Source organism: Marinobacterium zhoushanense (assembly GCF_014641945.1).
Classification (GTDB): domain Bacteria; phylum Pseudomonadota; class Gammaproteobacteria; order Pseudomonadales; family Balneatricaceae; genus Marinobacterium_D; species Marinobacterium_D zhoushanense.
This window is the reverse complement of the sequence record NZ_BMIJ01000001.1, coordinates 36,918-57,525: the sequence shown is the minus strand read 5'-3', so window position 1 is coordinate 57,525 and position 20,608 is coordinate 36,918. Positions and strand designations below refer to the sequence as shown.

Annotated in this window: 22 protein-coding genes; 19 read left to right on the top strand and 3 right to left on the bottom strand. The window is 59.9% G+C overall.

The genetic code is table 11. The features are described from left to right. Positions 1-85 precede the first annotated feature (85 nt). From IEX40_RS00275 to IEX40_RS00245, 7 genes are all read left to right on the top strand, one after another. Positions 86-859, top strand: a complete 774-nt coding sequence (locus IEX40_RS00275; protein ID WP_188745112.1) for an ABC transporter ATP-binding protein — start codon at positions 86-88, stop codon at positions 857-859. A gap of 61 nt (positions 860-920) precedes the next feature. Next, a complete protein-coding gene (locus IEX40_RS00270) occupies positions 921-1,679 on the top strand; it encodes an ABC transporter substrate-binding protein (RefSeq protein ID WP_188745111.1) in 759 nt (252 codons plus the stop codon). 56 nt (positions 1,680-1,735) lie between these two features. Further along, positions 1,736-2,428 (top strand): ABC transporter permease, encoded by a 693-nt coding sequence (locus IEX40_RS00265; protein ID WP_188745110.1) that lies wholly within the window; start codon positions 1,736-1,738, stop codon positions 2,426-2,428. Beyond that, complete coding sequence (locus IEX40_RS00260; RefSeq protein ID WP_188745109.1) at positions 2,425-3,159, top strand: ABC transporter permease; 735 nt, start codon at positions 2,425-2,427, stop codon at positions 3,157-3,159. The genes IEX40_RS00265 and IEX40_RS00260 overlap by 4 nt, the downstream gene beginning before the upstream one ends. A 161-nt stretch (positions 3,160-3,320) precedes the next feature. Beyond that, a complete protein-coding gene (locus IEX40_RS00255) occupies positions 3,321-4,019 on the top strand; it encodes a hemerythrin domain-containing protein (RefSeq protein WP_188745108.1) in 699 nt (232 codons plus the stop codon). 124 nt (positions 4,020-4,143) lie between these two features. Next, positions 4,144-4,614: a hypothetical protein gene (locus tag IEX40_RS00250; protein WP_188745107.1), complete on the top strand. Its 471-nt coding sequence runs from the start codon at positions 4,144-4,146 to the stop codon at positions 4,612-4,614. Then, positions 4,611-5,957: a pyridoxamine 5'-phosphate oxidase family protein gene (locus IEX40_RS00245; protein ID WP_188745106.1), complete on the top strand. Its 1,347-nt coding sequence runs from the start codon at positions 4,611-4,613 to the stop codon at positions 5,955-5,957. Before IEX40_RS00250 ends, IEX40_RS00245 begins: the two co-directional genes overlap by 4 nt. Here the strand turns inward: IEX40_RS00245 and IEX40_RS00240 are convergent. Further along, positions 5,954-6,442, bottom strand: coding sequence for a cytochrome C (locus IEX40_RS00240; protein WP_188745105.1), 489 nt, complete (start codon positions 6,440-6,442; stop codon positions 5,954-5,956). The genes IEX40_RS00245 and IEX40_RS00240 overlap by 4 nt on opposite strands. Positions 6,443-6,666: 224 nt before the next feature. Beyond that, positions 6,667-8,901, bottom strand: coding sequence for an NADP-dependent isocitrate dehydrogenase (locus IEX40_RS00235; RefSeq protein ID WP_188745104.1), 2,235 nt, complete (start codon positions 8,899-8,901; stop codon positions 6,667-6,669). Positions 8,902-9,273: 372 nt separating this feature from the next. Here IEX40_RS00235 and IEX40_RS00230 point away from each other — a divergent pair, with 372 nt between their 5' ends. Further along, positions 9,274-9,708, top strand: coding sequence for a bacteriohemerythrin (locus IEX40_RS00230; RefSeq protein ID WP_188745103.1), 435 nt, complete (start codon positions 9,274-9,276; stop codon positions 9,706-9,708). Positions 9,709-9,722: 14 nt separating this feature from the next. Here the strand turns inward: IEX40_RS00230 and IEX40_RS00225 are convergent, their stop codons facing one another. Then, positions 9,723-11,141 (bottom strand): two-component system sensor histidine kinase NtrB, encoded by a 1,419-nt coding sequence (locus IEX40_RS00225; RefSeq protein ID WP_188745102.1) that lies wholly within the window; start codon positions 11,139-11,141, stop codon positions 9,723-9,725. A 353-nt stretch (positions 11,142-11,494) separates the two neighbouring features. Here IEX40_RS00225 and IEX40_RS00220 point away from each other — a divergent pair, with 353 nt between their 5' ends. The 11 genes from IEX40_RS00220 to hypF are packed head-to-tail and all read left to right on the top strand — an operon-like array spanning position 11,495 to position 20,586. Next, entirely contained in the window at positions 11,495-12,133 is a 639-nt protein-coding gene (locus tag IEX40_RS00220; protein ID WP_188745101.1) for a HyaD/HybD family hydrogenase maturation endopeptidase, read from the top strand. Position 12,134: 1 nt separating this feature from the next. Beyond that, a complete protein-coding gene (hypC, locus tag IEX40_RS00215; RefSeq protein WP_188745100.1) occupies positions 12,135-12,470 on the top strand; it encodes a HypC/HybG/HupF family hydrogenase formation chaperone in 336 nt (111 codons plus the stop codon). After that, positions 12,467-12,898, top strand: coding sequence for a thioredoxin domain-containing protein (locus IEX40_RS00210; protein WP_188745099.1), 432 nt, complete (start codon positions 12,467-12,469; stop codon positions 12,896-12,898). Before hypC ends, IEX40_RS00210 begins: the two co-directional genes overlap by 4 nt. A 9-nt stretch (positions 12,899-12,907) precedes the next feature. Continuing rightward, positions 12,908-13,783 carry a hydrogenase expression/formation protein gene (locus IEX40_RS00205; protein WP_188745098.1) on the top strand — a complete coding sequence of 292 codons (876 nt, stop codon included), beginning with the start codon at positions 12,908-12,910 and terminating at the stop codon, positions 13,781-13,783. Further along, positions 13,780-13,995, top strand: coding sequence for a rubredoxin (locus tag IEX40_RS00200; RefSeq protein WP_188745097.1), 216 nt, complete (start codon positions 13,780-13,782; stop codon positions 13,993-13,995). The genes IEX40_RS00205 and IEX40_RS00200 overlap by 4 nt, the downstream gene beginning before the upstream one ends. After that, positions 13,995-14,462, top strand: a complete 468-nt coding sequence (hybE, locus tag IEX40_RS00195; protein ID WP_188745096.1) for a [NiFe]-hydrogenase assembly chaperone HybE — start codon at positions 13,995-13,997, stop codon at positions 14,460-14,462. The genes IEX40_RS00200 and hybE overlap by 1 nt, the downstream gene beginning before the upstream one ends. A 2-nt stretch (positions 14,463-14,464) precedes the next feature. Continuing rightward, a complete protein-coding gene (locus IEX40_RS00190; RefSeq protein ID WP_188745095.1) occupies positions 14,465-15,526 on the top strand; it encodes a nickel-dependent hydrogenase large subunit in 1,062 nt (353 codons plus the stop codon). 1 nt (position 15,527) lies between these two features. Continuing rightward, on the top strand, positions 15,528-15,860 hold the full coding sequence (gene hypA, locus IEX40_RS00185) for a hydrogenase maturation nickel metallochaperone HypA (protein WP_229680420.1): 333 nt from the start codon (positions 15,528-15,530) through the stop codon (positions 15,858-15,860). A gap of 2 nt (positions 15,861-15,862) precedes the next feature. Next, positions 15,863-16,786: a hydrogenase nickel incorporation protein HypB gene (hypB, locus tag IEX40_RS00180; RefSeq protein WP_188745093.1), complete on the top strand. Its 924-nt coding sequence runs from the start codon at positions 15,863-15,865 to the stop codon at positions 16,784-16,786. 33 nt (positions 16,787-16,819) lie between these two features. Beyond that, positions 16,820-18,274 (top strand): sigma-54-dependent transcriptional regulator, encoded by a 1,455-nt coding sequence (locus IEX40_RS00175; protein ID WP_229680418.1) that lies wholly within the window; start codon positions 16,820-16,822, stop codon positions 18,272-18,274. Further along, the gene (hypF, locus tag IEX40_RS00170) at positions 18,274-20,586 is read left to right on the top strand and encodes a carbamoyltransferase HypF (RefSeq protein ID WP_188745092.1); all 2,313 of its coding nucleotides are present in this window, start codon (positions 18,274-18,276) and stop codon (positions 20,584-20,586) included. Before IEX40_RS00175 ends, hypF begins: the two co-directional genes overlap by 1 nt. Positions 20,587-20,608: the final 22 nt, after the last annotated feature.

Sequence of the window (20,608 nt, the reverse complement as noted above, 5' to 3'; positions counted from 1 at the left end):
GACCTGATTGCGTGAGAGTGGCAGAATCGCAAGATTAACTGATCATATGGTCAAAAATGGTACGAAGTCTGCAGAAAAAGAGCCCATGACCGAAAAAAGAACTGCTCTCGAACTGATCGATATCTATAAGTCGTATGGCTCTCTGGAAGTGCTAAAGGGAGTCTCGCTGAGCGCGAGCGATGGAGAGGTGATCTCTATCCTGGGTTCCAGCGGCTCCGGTAAAAGTACCCTGCTTCGGTGCATCAATCTGCTGGAGAAGCCAAGCAAGGGACGCATCATCGTATCGGGAGAAGAGTTGGAACTGGCTCCCGGAAAGGATGGTGACCTGCAGGCCAAAACCGCGCGTCAATTGGAGCGGATGCGCTCCCAGATCGGCTTCGTGTTTCAGAACTTCAATCTTTGGCCACACAAGTCGATTCTCGAAAATATCATCGAGGCACCGACACAGGTGTTAAAGCAATCCAAGGATGAAGCGATCGCCCGTGCCGAAAAGCTGCTTGAGCGTGTTGGCCTGCTCGATAAACGCAATGCCTATCCGGCGAATCTGTCTGGAGGACAGCAGCAGCGTATCGCCATCGCCAGGGCGCTGGCAATGGACCCGCAAGTACTGCTGTTCGATGAGCCGACCTCTGCACTCGATCCAGAACTGGTCAACGAGGTGTTGGCCGTGATGCGCTCTCTCGCCGACGAGGGGCGTACGATGTTGATCGTGACGCACGAGATGAGGTTCGCGCGCGAGGTATCCAACCAGGTGGTGTTCCTCCATCAGGGGCAGATCGAGGAGTCGGGCACACCGGAACAGGTGTTCGATCACCCAAAATCCCAGCGGGTAAGAGATTTTATGGCCAGCCACGGCTAACGGACCGGGTTGACCGGATTAACTATCACGTCCAACCAAAACGACAATCGGTGAAAATACTATGAAGTTAAGCAAAGTGATTACAGCGCTGTCTTTGGTGACCCTAACCGCTTTGGGTTCCTCCGTGGCCAGCGCCGCTGACAAGATTCGCATTGCGACGGAGGGCGCCTACGCCCCGTTCAACATGACCAATGAGCAGGGTGAGGCCGTTGGCTTCGATGTGGATATTGCCAAGGCTCTGTGCGCCGAGATGAAGGCGGAGTGCGAGATTGTCACCCAGGACTGGGACGGTATCATCCCCGGCCTGATGGGGCGGAAGTACGATGCGATCGTCGCCTCCATGTCGATCACCGAAGAGCGCCTGCGCGTGGTGGATTTCACCGAGCCCTACTACTCCAACGTGCTGGCGTTCGTTGCGCCCCAGGGTAAGACGCTGGATACCTCCAGCGAGGGGTTGAAAGGTCTCACCGTCGGTGCCCAGCGCGCCACAGTGGCCGGGCAGTACCTGGAGGATAACCTGGCCGACGTGGTCAATGTGAAACTGTACGATACCCAGGATAATGCTTACCTGGATCTGACTGCTGGTCGCCTGGATGCGCTGCTGTCGGACAAGTTCCCGGCTTACGACTGGCTGCAGAGCGCGGATGGCAGCGGCTTCGAATTCAAGGGTGAGGATATCGATATCGACGACAAGATCGCGATCGCAGTACGTAAGGGCGATCCGTTGAAGGATAAGTTCAGCGCTGCGATCAAGGCTATCGTCGACAACGGTACCTATGCCGAGATCAACGCCAAGTACTTCCCGTTCTCCATCTACTAATGTGAATACCGTGGCCCCGGCGTGAGCCGCGGCCACGGCTGCAGAGAAGCGGTTTAATGGATCTTCTCGGATTCGGTGATCTTCTGCTGTCGGGCACCTGGGTCACTATAAAACTGGCGCTGACCAGCCTCTGTTTTGGCCTGATCTTCGGGCTGATCGGGGCATCGGCCAAACTGTCCGGTAGCTGGATCGCCCGTACGCTGGCAACCCTATATACAACCTTCGTGCGCGGTATACCCGAACTGCTGCTGGTGCTGACGATCTACTTCGGCGGCTCGATGGTGTTGATGGCGATCGCCTCCAACTTCGGTTACGACGAGTATATCGAGATCAGCGCATTCGCAGCGGGGGTGGCGGCACTGTCCATCGCCTTCGGCGCCTACTCGACGGAGGTGTTCAGGGCTGCTATCCAGGCGATTCCCAAGGGGCAGTGGGAGTCGGCGCAGGCGTTGGGCATGACGCCGCTGAAGGTGTTTTTCCGCATCATCCTGCCGCAGGTGTGGCGACTGGCGCTGCCGGGGCTGGGTAACCTGTTTCAGGTGTTGCTCAAGGATACCGCGCTGGTTTCGGTGGTAGGCCTTAGCGATATCATGCGCCAGGCCTATGTTGCCACCGGATCCACCAAGCAACCTTTTACTTTCTACATGGCGGCTGCTTTGATCTATCTGGGACTGACCATACTGTCGACGTCGATGACTACCTGGCTTGAGCGCAGGGCCGATCCGGCCGCGCGGGGGGCAAGGGCATGAATTGGAACTGGGATGTCATCATTGAGCACTTCCCACGTCTGCTCGATGGGGTCTGGGTCACGCTGCAGTTGGTGTTCGTCTCTGGCATCGCCGGCTTGCTGCTTGCCGTGCCGCTGGCGCTGATGCGGACATCATCCAGGGTCTGGCTCAGGGCCTTACCCTTTGCCTATATCTTTTTCTTTCGCGGTACGCCGCTGCTGGTGCAGATCTTCCTGATCTACTACGGCTCATCCCAATTCGAGGCGGTACGTGAGTCGGCGCTCTGGCCGATCCTGCGTGAGCCCTACTGGTGTGCGATCATCGCGTTCACGCTGAATACCGCGGCCTATTCGGCCGAGCTGATCCGGGGGGCGATCCAGGCGATTCCCAAGGGTGAGCTGGAGGCTGCCGACGCCTTTGGTATGAGTCATGCGCTGAAGGTGCGGCGGATCGTGCTGCCCCGTGCCTTCGGTATCGTGCTGCCGGCCTATGGCAACGAGCTGATATTGATGCTCAAGGGCAGCTCTCTGGCGTCCACCATTACCCTGCTCGATATTACCGGCGCCGCGCGTACGATCATCGCGCGTACCTATACACCGCTGGAGATCTTCTTCGCTGCCGGCATGCTCTACCTGCTGATCAGTGCGATCATGATCGGAGGATTCCGCGTGCTGGAAAGGCGGCTGAATCGGCACCACCATTATCGTGGCCCGGAGCAGGTGTCGAGAGTCGATCCGCGCCTGGCGGAGTGAGCGTCGATCTGGCGTGCCCGTTAAGGCACGCCAGACCGAGTTCGCTGCATCGTTTGCCCGTTTAATATTCTTTTAACACTTCGCGAACTTTCTCTTCACAACGGCGTTTGTCGCTTCCGCCTAATCTAGCCTCTGTCGATAATTTATTGCGGAGGTGCGAGATGCAACATGGTCGCTACAACATCTATACCCTGATCCATAAGGCGTTGCGGGCCAACATGTTTGATGTGCTGGTCGCTGTTGGTCGGGTCGATGATGCCGATTCCCTGGCGGTACGCCGAGAGCTGGATCGCGTAATCGAGTTACTGGCGCTTTGTCAGGCTCATCTGGAGCACGAAAACAACTTCATCCATAAAGCGATTCTTGCTGAGCGGCCCAATCTTCATCTGATCACTGCCGAAGACCACCTGGAGCATGAGCGGGCGATCAGTCGGTTGAGGGGGGACGTACGCGCGGTACTGGAAGTGACCGAAGCGGGTGGTCAGGCTCCGCTGCTGCAGCTCTATCGCAATCTGGCGATCTTTGTTGCCGAAAATCTTCAACATATGCATGTGGAGGAGACGCTGAATGCACGCATACTCTGGGAGCATTTCAGCGACGAGCAGATCCTGGCGATCGAAAAGCAGTTGGTGGAGTCGTTGACGCCCGATGAGCAGTTCGATTCGTTGATCGGGATGTTGACCTATATCGCTCATTCCGAGCGTATCGAGTTGCTGCATGCCCTCTCAGTGCAGATGCCGCCCGATGCGTTCAATCAGCTGCTCCTTGCCCTGCGTGGCCGTCTGGAGGATACCTACCTCGATCGTCTGCTGGCTCTGGTGATGACCGGGACCGCTGAGCAGGACGAGAGCGCGGCTTGACATAGCGCCGGCTGGGGTGATTCCCAGCCGGAAATTCTTGACGGATAATGTGGGCATTCAGAGTGTCTATTCCGTCGGGTATCCCATGGTGTCTACTCTTTCTTCTGCGCCGCTGGACCCTTCTGTGGCCGCATTCATTTCAGGCCAGCAGTCGATCCATGTGGCGGCGGTAACCGAACAATCCCGTCCGACCCTGACCAGAGGGTTGGTTTGCAGCGTCAACGAAGAACGAACGCGGGTCAGGATTCTGCTGTCGGCTTCCCGGTCGGAGCAGTTGCTGCGGGCGCTCGCCTGCAACCCGCTAATCGCCGCCGTATTCAGTAATCCCGAGGATAACAAGACCCTGCAGCTGAAGGGTGTCGATGCTGAGATCGCCGAAGCGACTGAGGAGGATCGGGCATTGCTCGCACCCTACATCCAGACCTTTGCGGCCAAGGTTCAGCGCTTTAATGTACAGGAGATCTTTGTTCGTACACTGTTCAGTTGCGAACCGGACGATCTGCTGACGGTCAGCTTCACACCGATCACCGCCTTTAAGCAGACTCCCGGCAATAGTGCCGGTGATCCTATTCCCTTGGGAGTTGAACTGTCATGAGCTGGACGCTCGAGAAGATGCGGGACTGTCTGGAGGGCATTGTGCCCTGTGCCGTGGCCACCTGCGGCGCCGACGGCATGCCGAACGTGACCTACGTGTCACAGACCATGTACGTGGACAGTCGCCATATCGCGTTATCGTTTCAGTTCTTCAACAAGACGCGGGAAAACATCCTGGCCAATCCGATAGCATCGGTGTTGATGATGGATCCCTACACGGCAGCGCGTTACCAGCTCACCATCCACTATCTGAAAACCGAAACCTCGGGGCCTCTGTTCGAGAGAATGCGGGCCAAGCTCGCCGGCATCGCCTCCCACGAAGGGATGGAGGGGGTGTTCCACCTGCGTGGTGTCGATCTCTACCGAGTGCTCGAAATCGAGCACCTGCCCGGACGCGAGTTGCCACCGGCCCAATACGGGCCTGCCCTGTTGCCTGCTTTGCGCCATTGTGTTGGCGCGATCACAAGTTATGGCTCGCTGGAGGATCTGGTGGATAACCTGCTCGGTGCACTGGATCGTCATCTGCAGATCCAGTACAGCATGCTGTTGATGGCCGATCTGCCGGGCAATAAATTGTATACCCTGGCCAGTCGCGGTTACGGCCGCTCCGGCGTCGGTGCCGAGATACCCATGGGGGTCGGCGTCATCGGCGTTGCTGCACGCGAGCGGGTGCCGATACGGATCATGTTTGCAGCGTCCGAGTATGTGTACAGCCGTACCGTACGTGAGCAGGCGATCAGTGATGGCCTGGCTCGACAGCTGGAGGCGCGCATCCCGATGCCGGGCCTGGATGCGCCGGCCAGCCAGATCGCCGTACCGATCCTGTGCAACGATGAACTGCTTGGTGTGCTTTACGCGGAGAGCGAGCAGGAGTGCCAGTTTGGTTATGACATCGAAGATGCGCTGGTCGCGATCTGTGCCCAGGCGGGGGAGGCTATGGGGCGGTTGCGCCTTCAGCTCTTGGACCATCCGGTACCGGAGGCGATGTCGTCGAATCCTGTGCCGGTAGCGGCGGGCGGGGAGACACTTCAGGTCAGGTATTACCCGCGTGACCACAGCATCTTCTTCGATAACGAATACCTGATCAAAGGGGTGGCGGGGGCGATTCTCTGGTACCTGTTGGCCAGGCACGCCGAGCAGGGGCGCACGGAGTTCAGTAACCGTGAACTCCGTCTCGCGCAGGAGATCCCGCTGCCGGATATAACCGACAACCTCGATGCGCGCCTACTGCTGTTGTCCAGGCGCCTGCGGGAACGCTGTGCGGCTATTTCGCTGGAGAAGAGTGGCCGGGGGCGGTTTCACCTTCAGCTACGCCGCCCCGTAGAGCTGCACGCAGAGGGTTAGCGGTCACTCGCCACCGCTTCCGGGAAGATCGGCTCCAGTGATACGTAGGGTGTCGTGATGACGGCGCCCGGCGGCAGCGCGGCAGGCGAAGCGTTACCCTTGGCTCCCAGGTCCCGGATGTAATGGAAGAGGGCGCTCTTATCCTTCTCGGTCATTGCCTGTAGTGCGGGCCAGGGCATCGGCGGCAACCCGCCGGCCGAAATGCGATCCAGCCACTGCTGCAGTGTCATTGCATCCGCCGTAAGGCGCAGGTTTGCGGCGTAACTTACACCCCAGGGGCCGGCGAAACCGACGTCACTGCCCAGCAGCCAATCCTGTTCCGCGGTTTTACCCATCGATTGCGAGTAACCGGGTGTGTGGCAGTCGTTGCAGCCGCCGACCTCGATCAGGTAGCGCCCGCGGTCAAGTTCGTCGGTTGCCGGCTGCGCGGCGACACCGGTGGATATGATCAGTACGCTCATTGCGAGCGGAATCAAAGCCTTCATCTGGAGCCTCTCCGTCCAAGTCTGTCGATGCTTAGGTGTCGATCCGGTGATCGACGGGTACAGAGTAGCGCCGGCAATGAGCGTGTGCTGTTAGGAGTATGCTTATAAATACTTAAAAGATTGCTAAGTTGCGTCACCCGGCTGATCGACATAAAAAAACCGGACACTTTGCAGTGTCCGGTTTTTATTCAGCGTTAAGCCGAGCGGTCTGACGAAGACCAGTCTTAGACGTTCAGGGAGTCCAGCAGACCATTCAGTGTTGCGCTCGGGCGCATCACGGTAGCCATCTTGGCCAGATCCGGATGGTAGTAACCACCGATCTCAACTGCACTGCCCTGAACGCTGGCCAGTTCGTCGAGAATCTTCTGCTCGTTGGCGGTCATACCTTCAGCCAGCGGCTTGAAGATCGCGGCCAGTTCGGCGTCCTCGCTCTGTGCGGCCAGTTCCTGAGCCCAGTACATCGCCAGATAGAAGTGGCTGCCGCGGTTGTCCAGCTCGCCGGTCTTGCGTGACGGAGACTTGTTGTTCTCCAGCAGCTTGCCGGTCGCCTTGTCCAGCGCCTGACCCAGCACGCGGGCACGCTTGTTGTCGTTCTTGATACCCATCTCGTCGAGGGAGACCGCCAGGGCCAGGAATTCGCCGAGGGAATCCCAACGCAGGTGGTTCTCTTCCAGCAACTGTTGTACGTGCTTCGGTGCGGAACCGCCGGCACCGGTTTCGTACATACCGCCGCCAGCCATCAGCGGAACGATGGACAGCATCTTGGCTGAGGTGCCCAGCTCCATGATCGGGAACAGGTCGGTCAGGTAGTCGCGCAGTACGTTACCGGTGACGGAGATGGTGTCCTGACCGCGGATCAGGCGCTCCATGGAGAAGCGGATCGCTTCGTTGTAGCCCATGATGTAGATGTCGAGACCATCGGTATCGTGCTCGTCCAGGTACTCTTCGACCTTGGCTTTGAGCTGCATGTCGTGGGCGCGTTCCGGGTCCAGCCAGAAGATGGCAGGGGTTTCGGACTGGCGGGCGCGGGTAACGGCCAGCTTGACCCAGTCGCGGATCGGCGCGTCTTTGGTCTGGCAGGCACGCCAGATGTCGCCTTTCTCCACTTCGTGCTGCATCAGCACTTCGCCGTTCGCGGCGTTGACCACACGCATGGTGCCGTCCGCTTTCATTTCGAAAGTCTTGTCGTGCGAACCATATTCTTCCGCTTTCTGCGCCATCAGGCCTACGTTCGGCACGGTGCCCATGGTGGTCGGGTCGAAGGCGCCGTTGGTTTTGCAGAAGTTGATCATCTCCTGGTAGATGCGAGCATAGGTGCTCTCCGGCATCACCGCCTTGGTGTCCTTCTGCTTGCCGTCGCGGCCCCACATCTGGCCGGAGTTGCGGATCATCGCCGGCATGGAGGCGTCGACGATTACGTCACTCGGGATGTGCAGGTTGGTGATCCCCTTGACGGAGTCGACCATCGCCATCTCCGGACGGTCGGCGTAGCAGTCGTGGATATCCTGCAGGATCTCTTCCTGCTTGGAGTCCGGCAGGCTCTTGATCTTGTCGTAAACGCTGGACAGACCGTTGTTCGGGTTAACGCCGATCTCGTGGAACAGTTCGCCGTGCTTCTCGAACAGGTCCTTGTAGTACACGGTGACAGCATGGCCGAACACGATGGGGTGAGACACCTTCATCATGGTTGCCTTAACGTGCAGGGACCACATGACGCCGGTCTCTTTGCAATCGTTCAACGTATCTTCGAAGAAGTCACGCAACGCCTTGCAGCTCATGAACATGCTGTCGAGCACTTCGCCCTGCTGCAGGCTCAGCTCTTTCTTGACCTCGACGCTGCCGTCTTTGCCGACAAACTCGATACGTACATCACCCGCTTCCGGCATGGTGATCGACTGCTCGCTGGAGAAGAAGTCACCGCTACGCATGTAATCGGCGTGGGACTGGGAGGCCTTGCTCCATTTGCCCATGGAGTGCGGGAACTTGCGTGCATAGGCCTTGACGGCGGCCGGTGCGCGGCGATCGGAGTTGCCTTCGCGCAGAACCGGGTTTACCGCGCTGCCGAGGATCTTGCTGTAACGCGCCTTGATCTCTTTCTCTTCGTCGGTGTTCGCTTCGTCCGGGAAGCTGGGTATGTCGTAGCCCTGAGACTGCAGCTCGGCGATGGCGGCACGCAGCTGCGGAACGGAGGCGCTGATATTGGGGAGTTTGATGATGTTGGCTGAAGGATCCTGGGTCAATGCGCCCAGTTCGGCCAGGGCGTCCGCTACACGCTGATCTTCGCTCAGGCGCTCCGGAAAAGTCGCGAGAACACGGGCAGCGACGGAGATGTCACTGGTTTCCACTTCGATGCCGGCCGCGGCAGCGAAGGAGCGTACGATCGGCAACAGAGACTGTGTTGCAAGTGCCGGCGCTTCATCGGTAATGGTGTAAACGATTTTCTGATTTGATGTCGTCATTCTTTTCCCCAGTGTGATATGGCTGGTGTGGCCGAAGATGTTCGAAAAGGTGACTTGTGATCGCCCTAATCAACAAAACTGCTACTTCTTGATGAGTATTTTTTTGGCGTTGCATTGTACCGAAAGCGGGGCTTGCGATATACCGAAATTAAGTGAACAGGCGCCGTTTTGGGGTCGTTCTAGCCATAAGTCTAATAAGATTCGCCATTGATCCTGCCAAATCCATATCGCAAAAGCGCCGCTGATTACGCCTTTAGTCGATGAAAGGCAACAGGCCTATTTCGAAACCGAGGGTTGATGATGCTCAATATTGTTGCTTATCAGATGCATTAATATTGGTCACTCCTTCCCTTCGTTTTTATGAGGTGTTCTATGTCCGATGTTCAGCGGCTGGTTTTGCCAGAGGTGGCATTGGCGTTCATGAACGCTGATCACGCGCAGGCGGTAGAGTTGATTGAGCAGCTCGAGCAGTTGACCGCTCCGCAGGGATTGCTCGCAGCGCTTGACCGGCAAGCGATCAGCGCAACGCTAAATCAATTATATGAACACAATCGGGAGCATTTCGCGCATGAGGAGCGGGAGATGCTGAGGGTCGACTTCCCTGCCTATCCCGTACATCGCAACGAGCATGAGCGGGTGCTGGCCCAGATCGAACAGGCATGCCGACAGTGGAAGGCTTCCGGCGATCTGGGGCATCTGAGGGAGTATCTATCGCTGCTGCCGAACTGGCTGCTCAATCACGTGGCGACGATGGATAAAGTGACAGCCGATTTCATCAGCCATCACTCCGAGCAGGGCGGCAGTTAACTCAGATCAACAACTCAGACCAGGTCCAGCTGGATATGGAAGGTGGTCCCGTCTTTGGCATTCGACGTGACCGCCATGTGGCCCCGGTGCTGCTCTGTTATGACAAAGTGCGCGAAAGAGAGTCGCTTATTCGCGCTGGCAGTCGCTTGGCCGGCGTCACTGTCCTGGGTGAAGGGCTCGAACAGGAACATCTGCTCGTCATCGGTCAGTTCGACACCGTTGTGTTGTATACGGATCGACAGCGCGTCGAAACTCCTGGCAACGTATAGCGCGATCGTCGGTGTATATCCCGGTGCCCGTTTCTCGGTAAGCGACTTGTAGGCGTGACGGAACAGACTGAGAAACACCTGTTGCAGCTCGGTGACGTAACAGGGGATCAGCGGCAGCTCGGGCTCGAAGTGACGCTCGATCCGTATGCTGCTGAAGGGGAAGGTGTCGGGCAGTGACAGCACTTCGCGTGACTGTTCCAGCGAATGCTCCAGAATATCGATCACATTGGCCTGCTGCGGCTTGTCGGCACGGCCGCGCGCAAACTCCAGCAGGTTGCGGATGATCGACTCCACCTGTTTGCCGCTTTTCGAGGCGTTGTCCAATATCTGCTGAATCTTTTCGCTCTCCGGACCTTGCTGGTTACCCTCAGGCAGCAGCCTGCCCGACGCCAAAATGCCCTGGAAGCTGCGCAGGTCGAACAGAATCGCCTGCAGCGGCGTATTGATATCGTTGGCCATGGCGGTTGCCAACTCGCCCATGGAGGAGAGCTTGTCGTGGTGGATCAGCATATTTTCGGCAATGACGCGCTTGGTGACGTCGTCGACCAGGATAACCACGCCCGGTTCGTCATAGTCCTGCAGCGGGTAGACGGTGATGTCGAAGTGATAGCTGCCCGGTTGGCTGTGGCGCAGGGTGATCGTTTCCCCGTTGTCCAGGGCCTGTTCTATATGGCGCGGCGATACGGTGATGTCGGAGTAGATCGACCACAGATTCCGGCCGATGGCATCGTCGGCCTGGATGCCTGAGATCTCCTCGGCGCGCAGGTTCCAGTGAGTGATCGTGCCCTGGCGATCCAGGCCGACCAGGACCAGTGGCATCGAGCGCAGGATGTTTTGGATATAGGCTTTCGATGCCTTCAGCATGCGCGTGGTCACGACATGCTCTGAAACCTCCTGTTCCAGCTTGGCGGTACGCTCACGGACCCGCTGCTCCAGATTCGAACGGATCTCTTCCAGTGCGCGGTTGTAGCGTCGCGCGCGCAGCCAGGTCACGAACAGGACGATGACGACAATGGTGAGCAGAATGATCAGCACGCCGCTGGAAAAGTTGGCGACCCACTGCCACTTGGTGCGTCCCTGCTCATCCTTGAACACGTCAAGGAGGTCGGCGTACAGCAATGGGCTCTGTGTCAGCAGTAAAAGCGGTAGAAAAAATCTTGTCATATAGGGGCGTCGGTGTCGGATGAAGATGAACACGCCGGTACGTAACCGAATGAAGTTCGGGCGATTATAGCTGATTGCGCTCCCGGTCGGGACCAGTAATTGAGTCCGGGTTAACGGCGCAGTTTTATCCGTCTATCCGAAAGGGTGGAAGCTTGGTATGCAAAATGGCCTTTAGCTGGAAAGAATGATTGCGTCCCATGGTGACTGCATCAGCTGTAACGCCTGCTGTAACAGGTGGTGCAACGTACTTTGCCTCAACTGGCACGCTACTTGTACCTGTCTGTCGAATTGAACGTTGCTCCGGTCGGAAATCCGGTGCGGCTCGTTGCACATTTCGCTGATGGATGAGGGCAATGACGACAGACCGTGTTTTGATTCTCGGTATAGGCAATCTGCTTTGGGCCGATGAGGGGTTCGGTGTGCGCTGCGTCGAGCGGCTGAATCAGCACTACCGCTTTGCTGAGCAGGTGAAATTGCTGGACGGCGGTACTCTGGGGATCTACCTGGTTCAGCATCTCCAGGAGTCGGACGTTCTGATCGTATTTGACGCCATCGACTATGGCCTGAAGCCCGGAACGCTTAAGGTCGTCCGCGATGAGGAGGTGCCAAAGTTCATGGGCGCCAAGCGCATGAGCCTGCATCAGACCGGCTTCCAGGAGGTGCTGGCCATGGCCGAACTCACTGGCCAATACCCTCGCGAGCTGATGCTGATCGGCGTACAACCCGAGCTGTTGGAGGATTTCGGCGGCAGTCTGACCAGTAGTGTACGTGCCCAGCTTGATCCGGCTATTGAGCTGGCGCTCGAATATCTCGCGTCGCTGGGCATCCTGCCGTTGGCTGACGAAACTGCTCTCGAATCGCACGAGGAGCTTTCACCCCAGCAACTGGCACTGGAGCGCTACGAACAGGGGCGGCCCGACAGCGTTGAAGCATTTCGACACGGCGATGTGCGTTTCATGAACCTGTTCACACCCGTGTCGGACGAGTCTTGAGATGTGTATCGGGATCCCGATGCAGGTGAGGGTAGTGGAGGGGGAGAGGGCGCTCTGCACCTCCGGGGATGAGCAGCATTGGATCGATATCCGGCTGATTGAAATGCCGGTACCGGATGACTGGCTGCTGGTCTTTCTGGAGGCTGCACGAGAAAAGATCAGCGCTGAGCGCGCCAGGCAGGTTGCCCAGGCGCTTCAGGCGTTAGACGCAGGCGCACGCGGCGATATTGCCGCTATCGATGCACTGTTTGCCGATCTGGTTGGACGTACACCGCAGCTGCCGCCACATCTGCAGCCGGATCTGAATGACGGACACAAAGAGGATAACGGAAGATGACCCATCCACTGCTGGAGCAGTTGACCAGCCGTTACGGCTACCCGCGGCTGGAGCACGAAAGTGTCGATGCTTTCATCGAAGCCCAGCCGTTCAGCGTGCTGTTTTTCGCCGGTAACCCGAGCCGCTTCCCCGAGAGTCTCGATGTGGCGGTGATCCTGCCTGAACTGCTCAAGCAGTTTCCGCAGCTCAGCGCCGCGCTTGTCGACCCGGAGAGCGAGCACCGGTTGCAGGGACGCTATAACTTCAACGCCTGGCCGACGCTGGTGTTCCTCAAACAGGGGCGTTATCTGGGAGCCTTGTCGCGGGTACACAACTGGGATGAGTATCGGCGCGAGATCGAGCGGATCCTCGTCACTGAACCACAGCGTAATCCCGGCATCGGCATACCGGTGGTTGCCAATAATGCTTCGACCCCCTGTGGACATTGAGGTAACTGCATGAAATCGGATATTCCTCTGTTTGATCTAACCCCCTCTTTGACCCAGGCGAGCGGTCCCGGCTCACGCTCGGAAGCGGATAGCCTCAGCTATATGCCGATGCCGAAGGAGATGCACACCTTCGAACTGCCGCGCCTGCCTGAATCCGAGGAGGTTGCCCAGGCGCCTCGGGTGCTGGCGTTGTTGGCACAGGTGCAGGAGGCGCTGGATGCATACCGTCCCGGTATGTCGACGCGAACGCTGTCGCTGGATCTGCTTGCCGAAGCCGACCGTGCTCTGTTGTATCAGGTGCTGGGCGAGGGGGAGGTGGCGCTGCAGATCGGCGCGGATATCCGGGTGCGGGCACAGGAGACGGTACTGGCCGGACTCTGGTGGTTACAGCAGGTCGATAGCAGCGGCCAGCTTGAGCGACAGTGGCTGGAGGTGGCGGATCTGCCCGAGCTGGTGCGACAAAGCGCTTTCAGTACGACTGAAGTGCCGACGGTGGGCGAGGGGGATCTGCCGGAAGGGATATTGAATGCAGGCCCCGTGCTGGTCGAGCTGTTCGATGTGGCACGCAGACACCAAACAACGCCGCGCGAACTGCCTCACGTGATCAACCTGTCGTTACTGCCGTTTTCGCCCGAAGATCACACGTTCTTGGCCAACAGCCTCGGTCAGGGCCCGGTGGTGATCCTGTCCCGCGGCTATGGCAACTGCCGGATCGGCTCCACTGCCGTGCCCGGTATCTGGCGTGTGCAGTACTTCAACAGTACCGATCAGCTGATTCTGGATACGCTGGAAGTGGTCGAGGTACCGCAGGTGGCCTGTGCCGCGAAGGAGGATCTTGAGGATTCCTCGGAGCGGCTGCGCGAGATGCGCGAGGTGCTGGTATGACGACCCAGTTCGAAGGCAGCTACCTGGGCAATAACGAGCGGTTGTCGCCCGATGCAAAACTCGAGTGCAAGATCTGTTGGTATCAGTACGATCCGGCGGTGGGCGATGAGGTGTGGCAGATTGCGCCGGGCACCCCCTTTGCCGAACTGCCCGAGCATTGGTGCTGCCCGCAGTGCGACGGCGAGCGCGACCAGTTCATGGTGGTGGCGTGATGTCTCCACTGAAGCAAGGGTTGCAGCAGCACTATCGTGCGGCGGATGCGCGGATGGCCGGCTTGCCATTCTATAACGCCCTGCTCAGCGTTGAGATGGCGGTGTGGCACTGCCTCGATCACGATCTGGAGGCGGGAGTGCTGATTACGCCCTGGTGTCTGAACCTGATTTGGCGCCCGGCGGATGCGCGGGAGTTGCCGGATAAAGGGGAGACCTGCGTGCTGGTATTACCCTCGGGGGAGTATGAGGGCGTGGTGGCGCAGGTGGAGGATCTGGGACGCTTCGCCAGTGCCTCACTGCTGTCCGATACCAGCGGTCTGAACTCCCAGGACGAGGCGCGAGCCCTGGCTATGGAGATCGCCGATCTGTTGTTCGCAACTCCTGCTCCAGCGGCTGCTGACAGTCACGAGGAGCAATTGGATAACCCCGGACGCCGGGCGCTGTTTCGCCGGGCCATGCGGGGCTGAGTATGCATCCTTTGTCCGCCGGACGGCTGCAGGTGGCTCTTACCTATCAGCAAATCAACGGACAGGGGCGTATCGCTGGCGTCGAGCTGGAGCTGACGCGGCCCGTTAATGCGATCTGCCAACTGCTTAAAGGACAGACACCGGAGGCGGCGTTGGCGATGATCGGTGCGCTGTTCTCGATCTGCCGCCATGCACATCAGGTCGCCGGAGCGAGGGCGCTGGAGCAGGCCAGGGCAGAACCGGTTGCTCAAGAGGAGAGTAGGCGGCGTGTACGCGTGGTGGCTGCGGAGCGGGTACGGGAAAGCCTGTTGCGACTGTTGCAGGATTGGCGCTATCCGGGAACGACGGATGCAGAGCTGCGCGACGGCATACGACTCGGTCAGCGCGTACTGGCGCGGCTGCAAGCATCGTTGGATAGGCCCTGTGCTGATGTTGAAGCGGCGATCGCCGGGCTGCAACACTGGTGGCGGCTGATCAGGCGTACACCCGCTGAGGAGCGGCACTGGCTGGAGACCCGAGTAAGGTGTTGGCAGGGCATTGAGTTGGGCGGTGCGGTCCCGGTTCTGACGCCTACGCTGACCGATCCGCTCATCTGCGCCCTGGAACGCGAGCGGGGGGGGGAGTTTTGTACGGCACCGTTACTGGAGGACGTATGCCGCCATAGCGGACCGGCCGCCGCCGCAGCCAGCGTATCGGCAGCCGACCAGGTGATCGGTCTTGCGCTGCGGGCACTACTCGACCAGGTTGACGCAGCGTTCGCGCAACTGGCCGAGCCTTCACCGGAGAGTCCCCCTGGTCACAATCGCAGCGGCAACGGCGTTGGATACGGTTGGGCGATGACCGCACGTGGCTGGCTGCTGCACCGCGTAGAGCTGGATGGCGAGCGGGTCGGGCGCTGGCAGATATTGGCCCCTACCGATTGGAACTTCCATACTGACGGGATAGTGTTACAACGCCTGATGGGGGTCAAAATCGAGCGCAGTAGGGCTCAGGCGTTGGCCCAAGATCTGATACTGTCGATCGATCCCTGCGTTGGATTTGGAGTGACACTGCAAGATGCATGAGATGTCGATTGCCGAGGGCATAGTTCAGACGCTCGAGGAGCAGGCGTCGGTTCAGGGGTACACTCGGGTCAAAAGGGTCTGGCTGGAGATCGGCCCGCTGGCGGCAGTGGAGCAGGAGTCGCTTCGATTCTGCTTCGATGCGGTGACCCGCGGTACTCTGGCCGAGCACGCCCGGCTCGATATCATCGAGCTGCCGGGTGAGGCCTGGTGCCTGGCCTGTGCCGCGACGGTGCCGATTACCCAGCGCTACGACAGCTGCAGCAAGTGTGGCAGCTATCAGCTGCAGGTGACGCGCGGCGACGAACTGAGAATAAAAGAGCTGGAGGTAGAGTAGTTATGTGTACCGTATGCGGTTGCGGCGAGGGTGAAACCCGGATCGAGGGGCATCACCACCATCATGATCACTCCCACAGCCATGATCATCCTCACGAACATGATCATGCACATGGCCATGGCCAGAACGACGATCATTCGCCCCTGCTCGCCGAGGGGCAGAACCTGCACTACGGCCGGGGGCCGGCCCATGCCCATGCACCGGGGCTGAGTCAGTCCCGGATGGTGCAGATAGAGCAGGATATTCTGGGCAAGAATGACGGCTATGCGGCGCAGAACCGCGCCCGTTTCGATGCCCTGTCGCTGTTCGCCCTGAACCTGGTATCCAGCCCCGGCTCCGGGAAGACTACCCTGCTGACCCGCACCATCAAACAGCTGGGCAAGCGACTGCCGTTGGCGGTGATCGAGGGTGATCAGCAGACCGCTAACGATGCCGACCGTATCCGCGCCACCGGTGCGCAGGCGGTACAGATCAATACCGGCAAGGGCTGTCATCTGGATGCGCACATGGTGGGCCACGCCCTGGAGCGGCTCGACCATCTCGACGGCGGTGTGCTGTTTATCGAGAACGTGGGCAATCTGGTATGCCCGGCGGCGTTCGATCTGGGCGAGGCGCACAAGGTCGCGATTCTGTCGGTGACCGAGGGTGAAGATAAGCCGCTCAAGTACCCGGACATGTTCCATGCCGCCGACCTGATGTTGTTGAACAAGATCGACCTTCTGCCGCACCTGGATTTCGATGTCGAGGCCTGTATCGACTACGCCCGCCGGGTCAATCCCGATATCGAGGTGATCCAGGTATCGGCGCGCTCCGGCGAAGGGATGGAGGCATGGCTGGCGTGGATGGAGACGCGGAGAAGCGCCCGCATTCGCCAGCGGATCGAGGCGCTGAAGCAGCAGGCGCAAGCACTTGAAGCGCTGCTCTGAGCCCAGCGTAGAACGGAGCAAAAAGGGGAAGCGATGATGCAGTCCAGCCCACGTGCAACCGTACTCTGTGTCGACGACGAGACCCGCTCGCTGGAGACGCTGGAGCGTACGCTCGACGAGGAGTTTGACGTACTCACGGCGAGCAGCACGGAGCAGGCATGGGAATTACTGGAGCAGCAGCGGGTGCATGCGGTGCTGTGTGACCAGCGAATGCCGGGCGAGACCGGCGTCGAGTTCCTGATCCGCGTGCGTGAGCACTGGCCGCAGACCGCGCGCCTGATCCTCTCCGGCTATACCGAGTCGGAAGATATTATCCGAGGCCTCAATGAGGCGGGCATCTTCCAGTACCTGACCAAACCCTGGCACCCGGATCATCTGCTGCTGGCGCTGCGCAACGCCTGCCGGATGGTGGCGCTGCAATCGGAAAACGAGCTGCTCGCCACCGAAATACGCTTGACCACCCCTCAGGCCGAGTCGCAGCTGCAAGCCAAGAAGGAGCGTTTGCGTCAGCGTTTCGATTTCAGCGAAATACTACGCGCCGAGGACAGCCCGCTCAATGCGTTGTGCAACCAGGTGGCGCAGGTAGCGCCCTACGATATTTCGGTGCTGGTGACCGGGCCCTCCGGCAGCGGCAAGGAGCTGTTCGCCCGCGCGCTGCATTACAACAGCCTGCGTGCGGACAAGCCGTTCGTGGTGGAAAACTGCGGCGCCATGCCGGACGAGCTGCTCGCTTCCGAGCTGTTCGGCCATCGCAAGGGGGCATTTACCGGCGCCATCAACGACCATGTCGGCCTGTTCGAACAGGCCGACGGCGGCACCATCTTCCTCGACGAGATTGGCGAAATATCGCCGGCATTCCAGGTCAAGCTGCTGCGTGTGCTGCAGGAGCGTGAGGTGCGCCGCATCGGCGACGCCCAGCGCCGCCCGGTCAATGTTCGGGTGATCGCCTCCACCAACCGCAGCCTGGAAGACGAGGTTCGGGCCGGTCGTTTTCGTGAGGATCTGTACTATCGCCTGGCCGAGGTGACACTGGAGCTGCCGCCGCTGGCGCAGCGTGAAGCGGATATTCCGGTATTGGCCAACGCCTTCCTCGATCGGGCGGTGGAAGCATTCGACAAGCCGGTGGAGGGGTTCAGTGACGAGGCGATTGAATGTTTGCAGGGCTACGTCTGGCCCGGCAATGTCCGTGAGTTGCAGAATGAGATCCGCCGCATGCTGGTCATGGCAAAAGAGCCCTGTCTGGGCGCCGATCTGCTTAACCCGCGTGTGCTGCGCAGCAGCGTAGATGGCGAGCCGGCACCGTTGCTGGCCCAGGTGGCGGACCTGAGCGGTACCCTGAAGGAGCGGGTGGAGCAGCTGGAGAAACAGATCCTGCGCGAAACCCTGATCCGCCACCGCTGGAACAAGAGCCGTGCCGCCGAAGAGCTGGGCCTGTCGCGGGTCGGCCTGCGTGCGAAGATCGAACGCTACGAGCTGGGGAATCCCTGATGCCCTCGGTGCGCCTGCTGGTCAGCGGTCAGGTGCAGGGGGTCGGCTTTCGTCCCTTTGTGCATCGCCTCGCCACCGGGTTGAAGCTGGCAGGGCAGGTCTGCAACACACCGCGTGGCGTGCAGATCGATCTGTGCGGAGAGCCGCTGAGCCTGGCCCGCTTCCGCCAATGCCTGACTAGCGAGCTGCCACCGCTGGCACGCATCGATTCGTTAACTGAAGAGGAGGTGGCATCCGCAGATGAGTTCAGCGACTTCCGAATCGTTGCCAGCGAACAGGGCGAGGGGACGCTGGATCTGTCGGTGACTCTGGACGCCGCCGTCTGTCCGCACTGTCTGGCCGAACTGTTCGATCCGCGGGATCGCCGTTATCGCTATCCCTTTATCAACTGCACCCACTGCGGCCCGCGCTACACGCTGATCCGTGCGCTGCCCTATGATCGAGCCAACACCAGCATGGCCGAGTTTGCTCAGTGTCCGGCCTGTCAGGCTGAGTACGATGATCCGGCCAATCGCCGTTTCCATGCGCAGCCCAACGCCTGTCCCGTGTGTGGCCCGACACTCTGGCTGGAAACGAGCACCGGTGAGCGCATCGAGCTGGATCCCATCCAGCTGGCGGTGGGCGCGCTGGAGCGTGGCGAGATACTGGCCGTGCGCGGTGTCGGTGGTTTCCATCTGGTCTGCGATGCACGTAACGAGTCCGCCGTTACGCGTCTGCGCCAGCGCAAGAACAGACCGGCCAAACCCTTCGCGATCATGGCGTTGAACAGCCTCTCGCTGGAGCCCCTGTTGGAGCTGACCAGCGCCGGCCGCGGCTGGTTGAGCGACCGCAGCGCGCCCATCGTGCTGCAACGTAAGCGCGCGACTGCCGATGTCGAACTGGCACCGAGCCTGGCGCCGGGCCTGGATCGACTGGGGGTGATGTTGCCACACAGTCCGCTGCACTGGCTGCTGTTCCATGAAGCTGCCGGGCGAGCCGAAGGTGAGGCGTGGAGCCAAGCAGCACACCCGCTGGTGTTGGTGATGACCAGCGCCAACCGTAGCGGCGAACCGCTGATCACTTCCAACGATGAGGCAAGAGAAAAACTTGCCGATATTGCTGACCTGTTGCTGCTGCATGACCGCGAGATCGAGCACCGTTGCGACGATTCACTGATCAACGCTATCTCTGAACCACCGGCACTGATCCGCCTGGGACGTGGTATGGCGCCAACCGAGATTCGGCTGGCGAGCGCAGGCCCGGCGGTGCTGGCACTGGGTGGCTACCTGAAAAACACCCTCTGTTTGACCAGCGGTGACAGGGCGTTTGTTTCGCCCCATATCGGCGATCTGAACAACCCGGACAACTGCCGTACGCTGGAGCGCTCCGTCGACGAGCTGTGCGACCTGCTGCGGATCGCGCCTGAGCATATCGCCTGCGACCTGCACCCCGACTTCCACGCCAGTCGTTTGGCTGCCGAACTGGCCGAGCGTCTTGATCTGCCCTTGCATCGGGTACAGCACCACCAGGCCCATATCGCCGCGGTGATGGCCGAGCATCGGCTCGCAGAGCCGGTGCTGGGCGTGGCGCTCGATGGCGTCGGACTGGGCTGGGATGGTCAGCTGCGCGGCGGCGAGCTGTTACAGCTGGACGCCGGGGGCTTCACCCCGCTGGGCGAGCTGGCACCCTTACCTCTGCCCGGTGGCGATGCCGCCGCTAAGGAGCCCTGGCGCATGGCCTGTGCCGCACTGCACCGCATGGGCAGGGGTGATCTGATCCCGACGCGGTTTGCCGATAAACCGGCGGCCGCGCTGGCAGGTATGCTGGAGCGGGGTTTCATCTGCCCGCCGACCTCCAGCCTTGGGCGGGTATTCGATGCCGCCGCTGGACTGCTGGGGATCTGCGAACGGCAAACCTATGAGGCGGAAGCGCCGATGCGCCTGGAGGCGCTGGCGGAAGGTGTCGGCAAGCTGAATCCGCAAGGCCTGTATCGGATCAATGAAGAGTCGGGCGGACTTCAGCTGGATCTGCTGCCGTTGCTGGCATCTCTGCTGGATGAACCCGATCCTGCACGCGGCGCCGCGCGCTTCCAGCAGGAGCTGACCTTGGCGTTGAGCGACTGGATTATCCAGGCTGCCGAGCATAGCGGACTGACCCAGATCGCGTTGGCAGGTGGTTGCCTGTTGAACCTGGCGCTGCGTGATGGGCTGCATCGCCAACTGAACGCCGTGGGGTTGAACGTGCTGCTGCCGGTACAAATGCCGGCCAACGACGCGGCGATCAGCCTGGGCCAGGCCTGGGCGGTACGGATGAAGCTGTTGAATAAAAATTAGAGAAGTAGATAGAGGTAAGGCT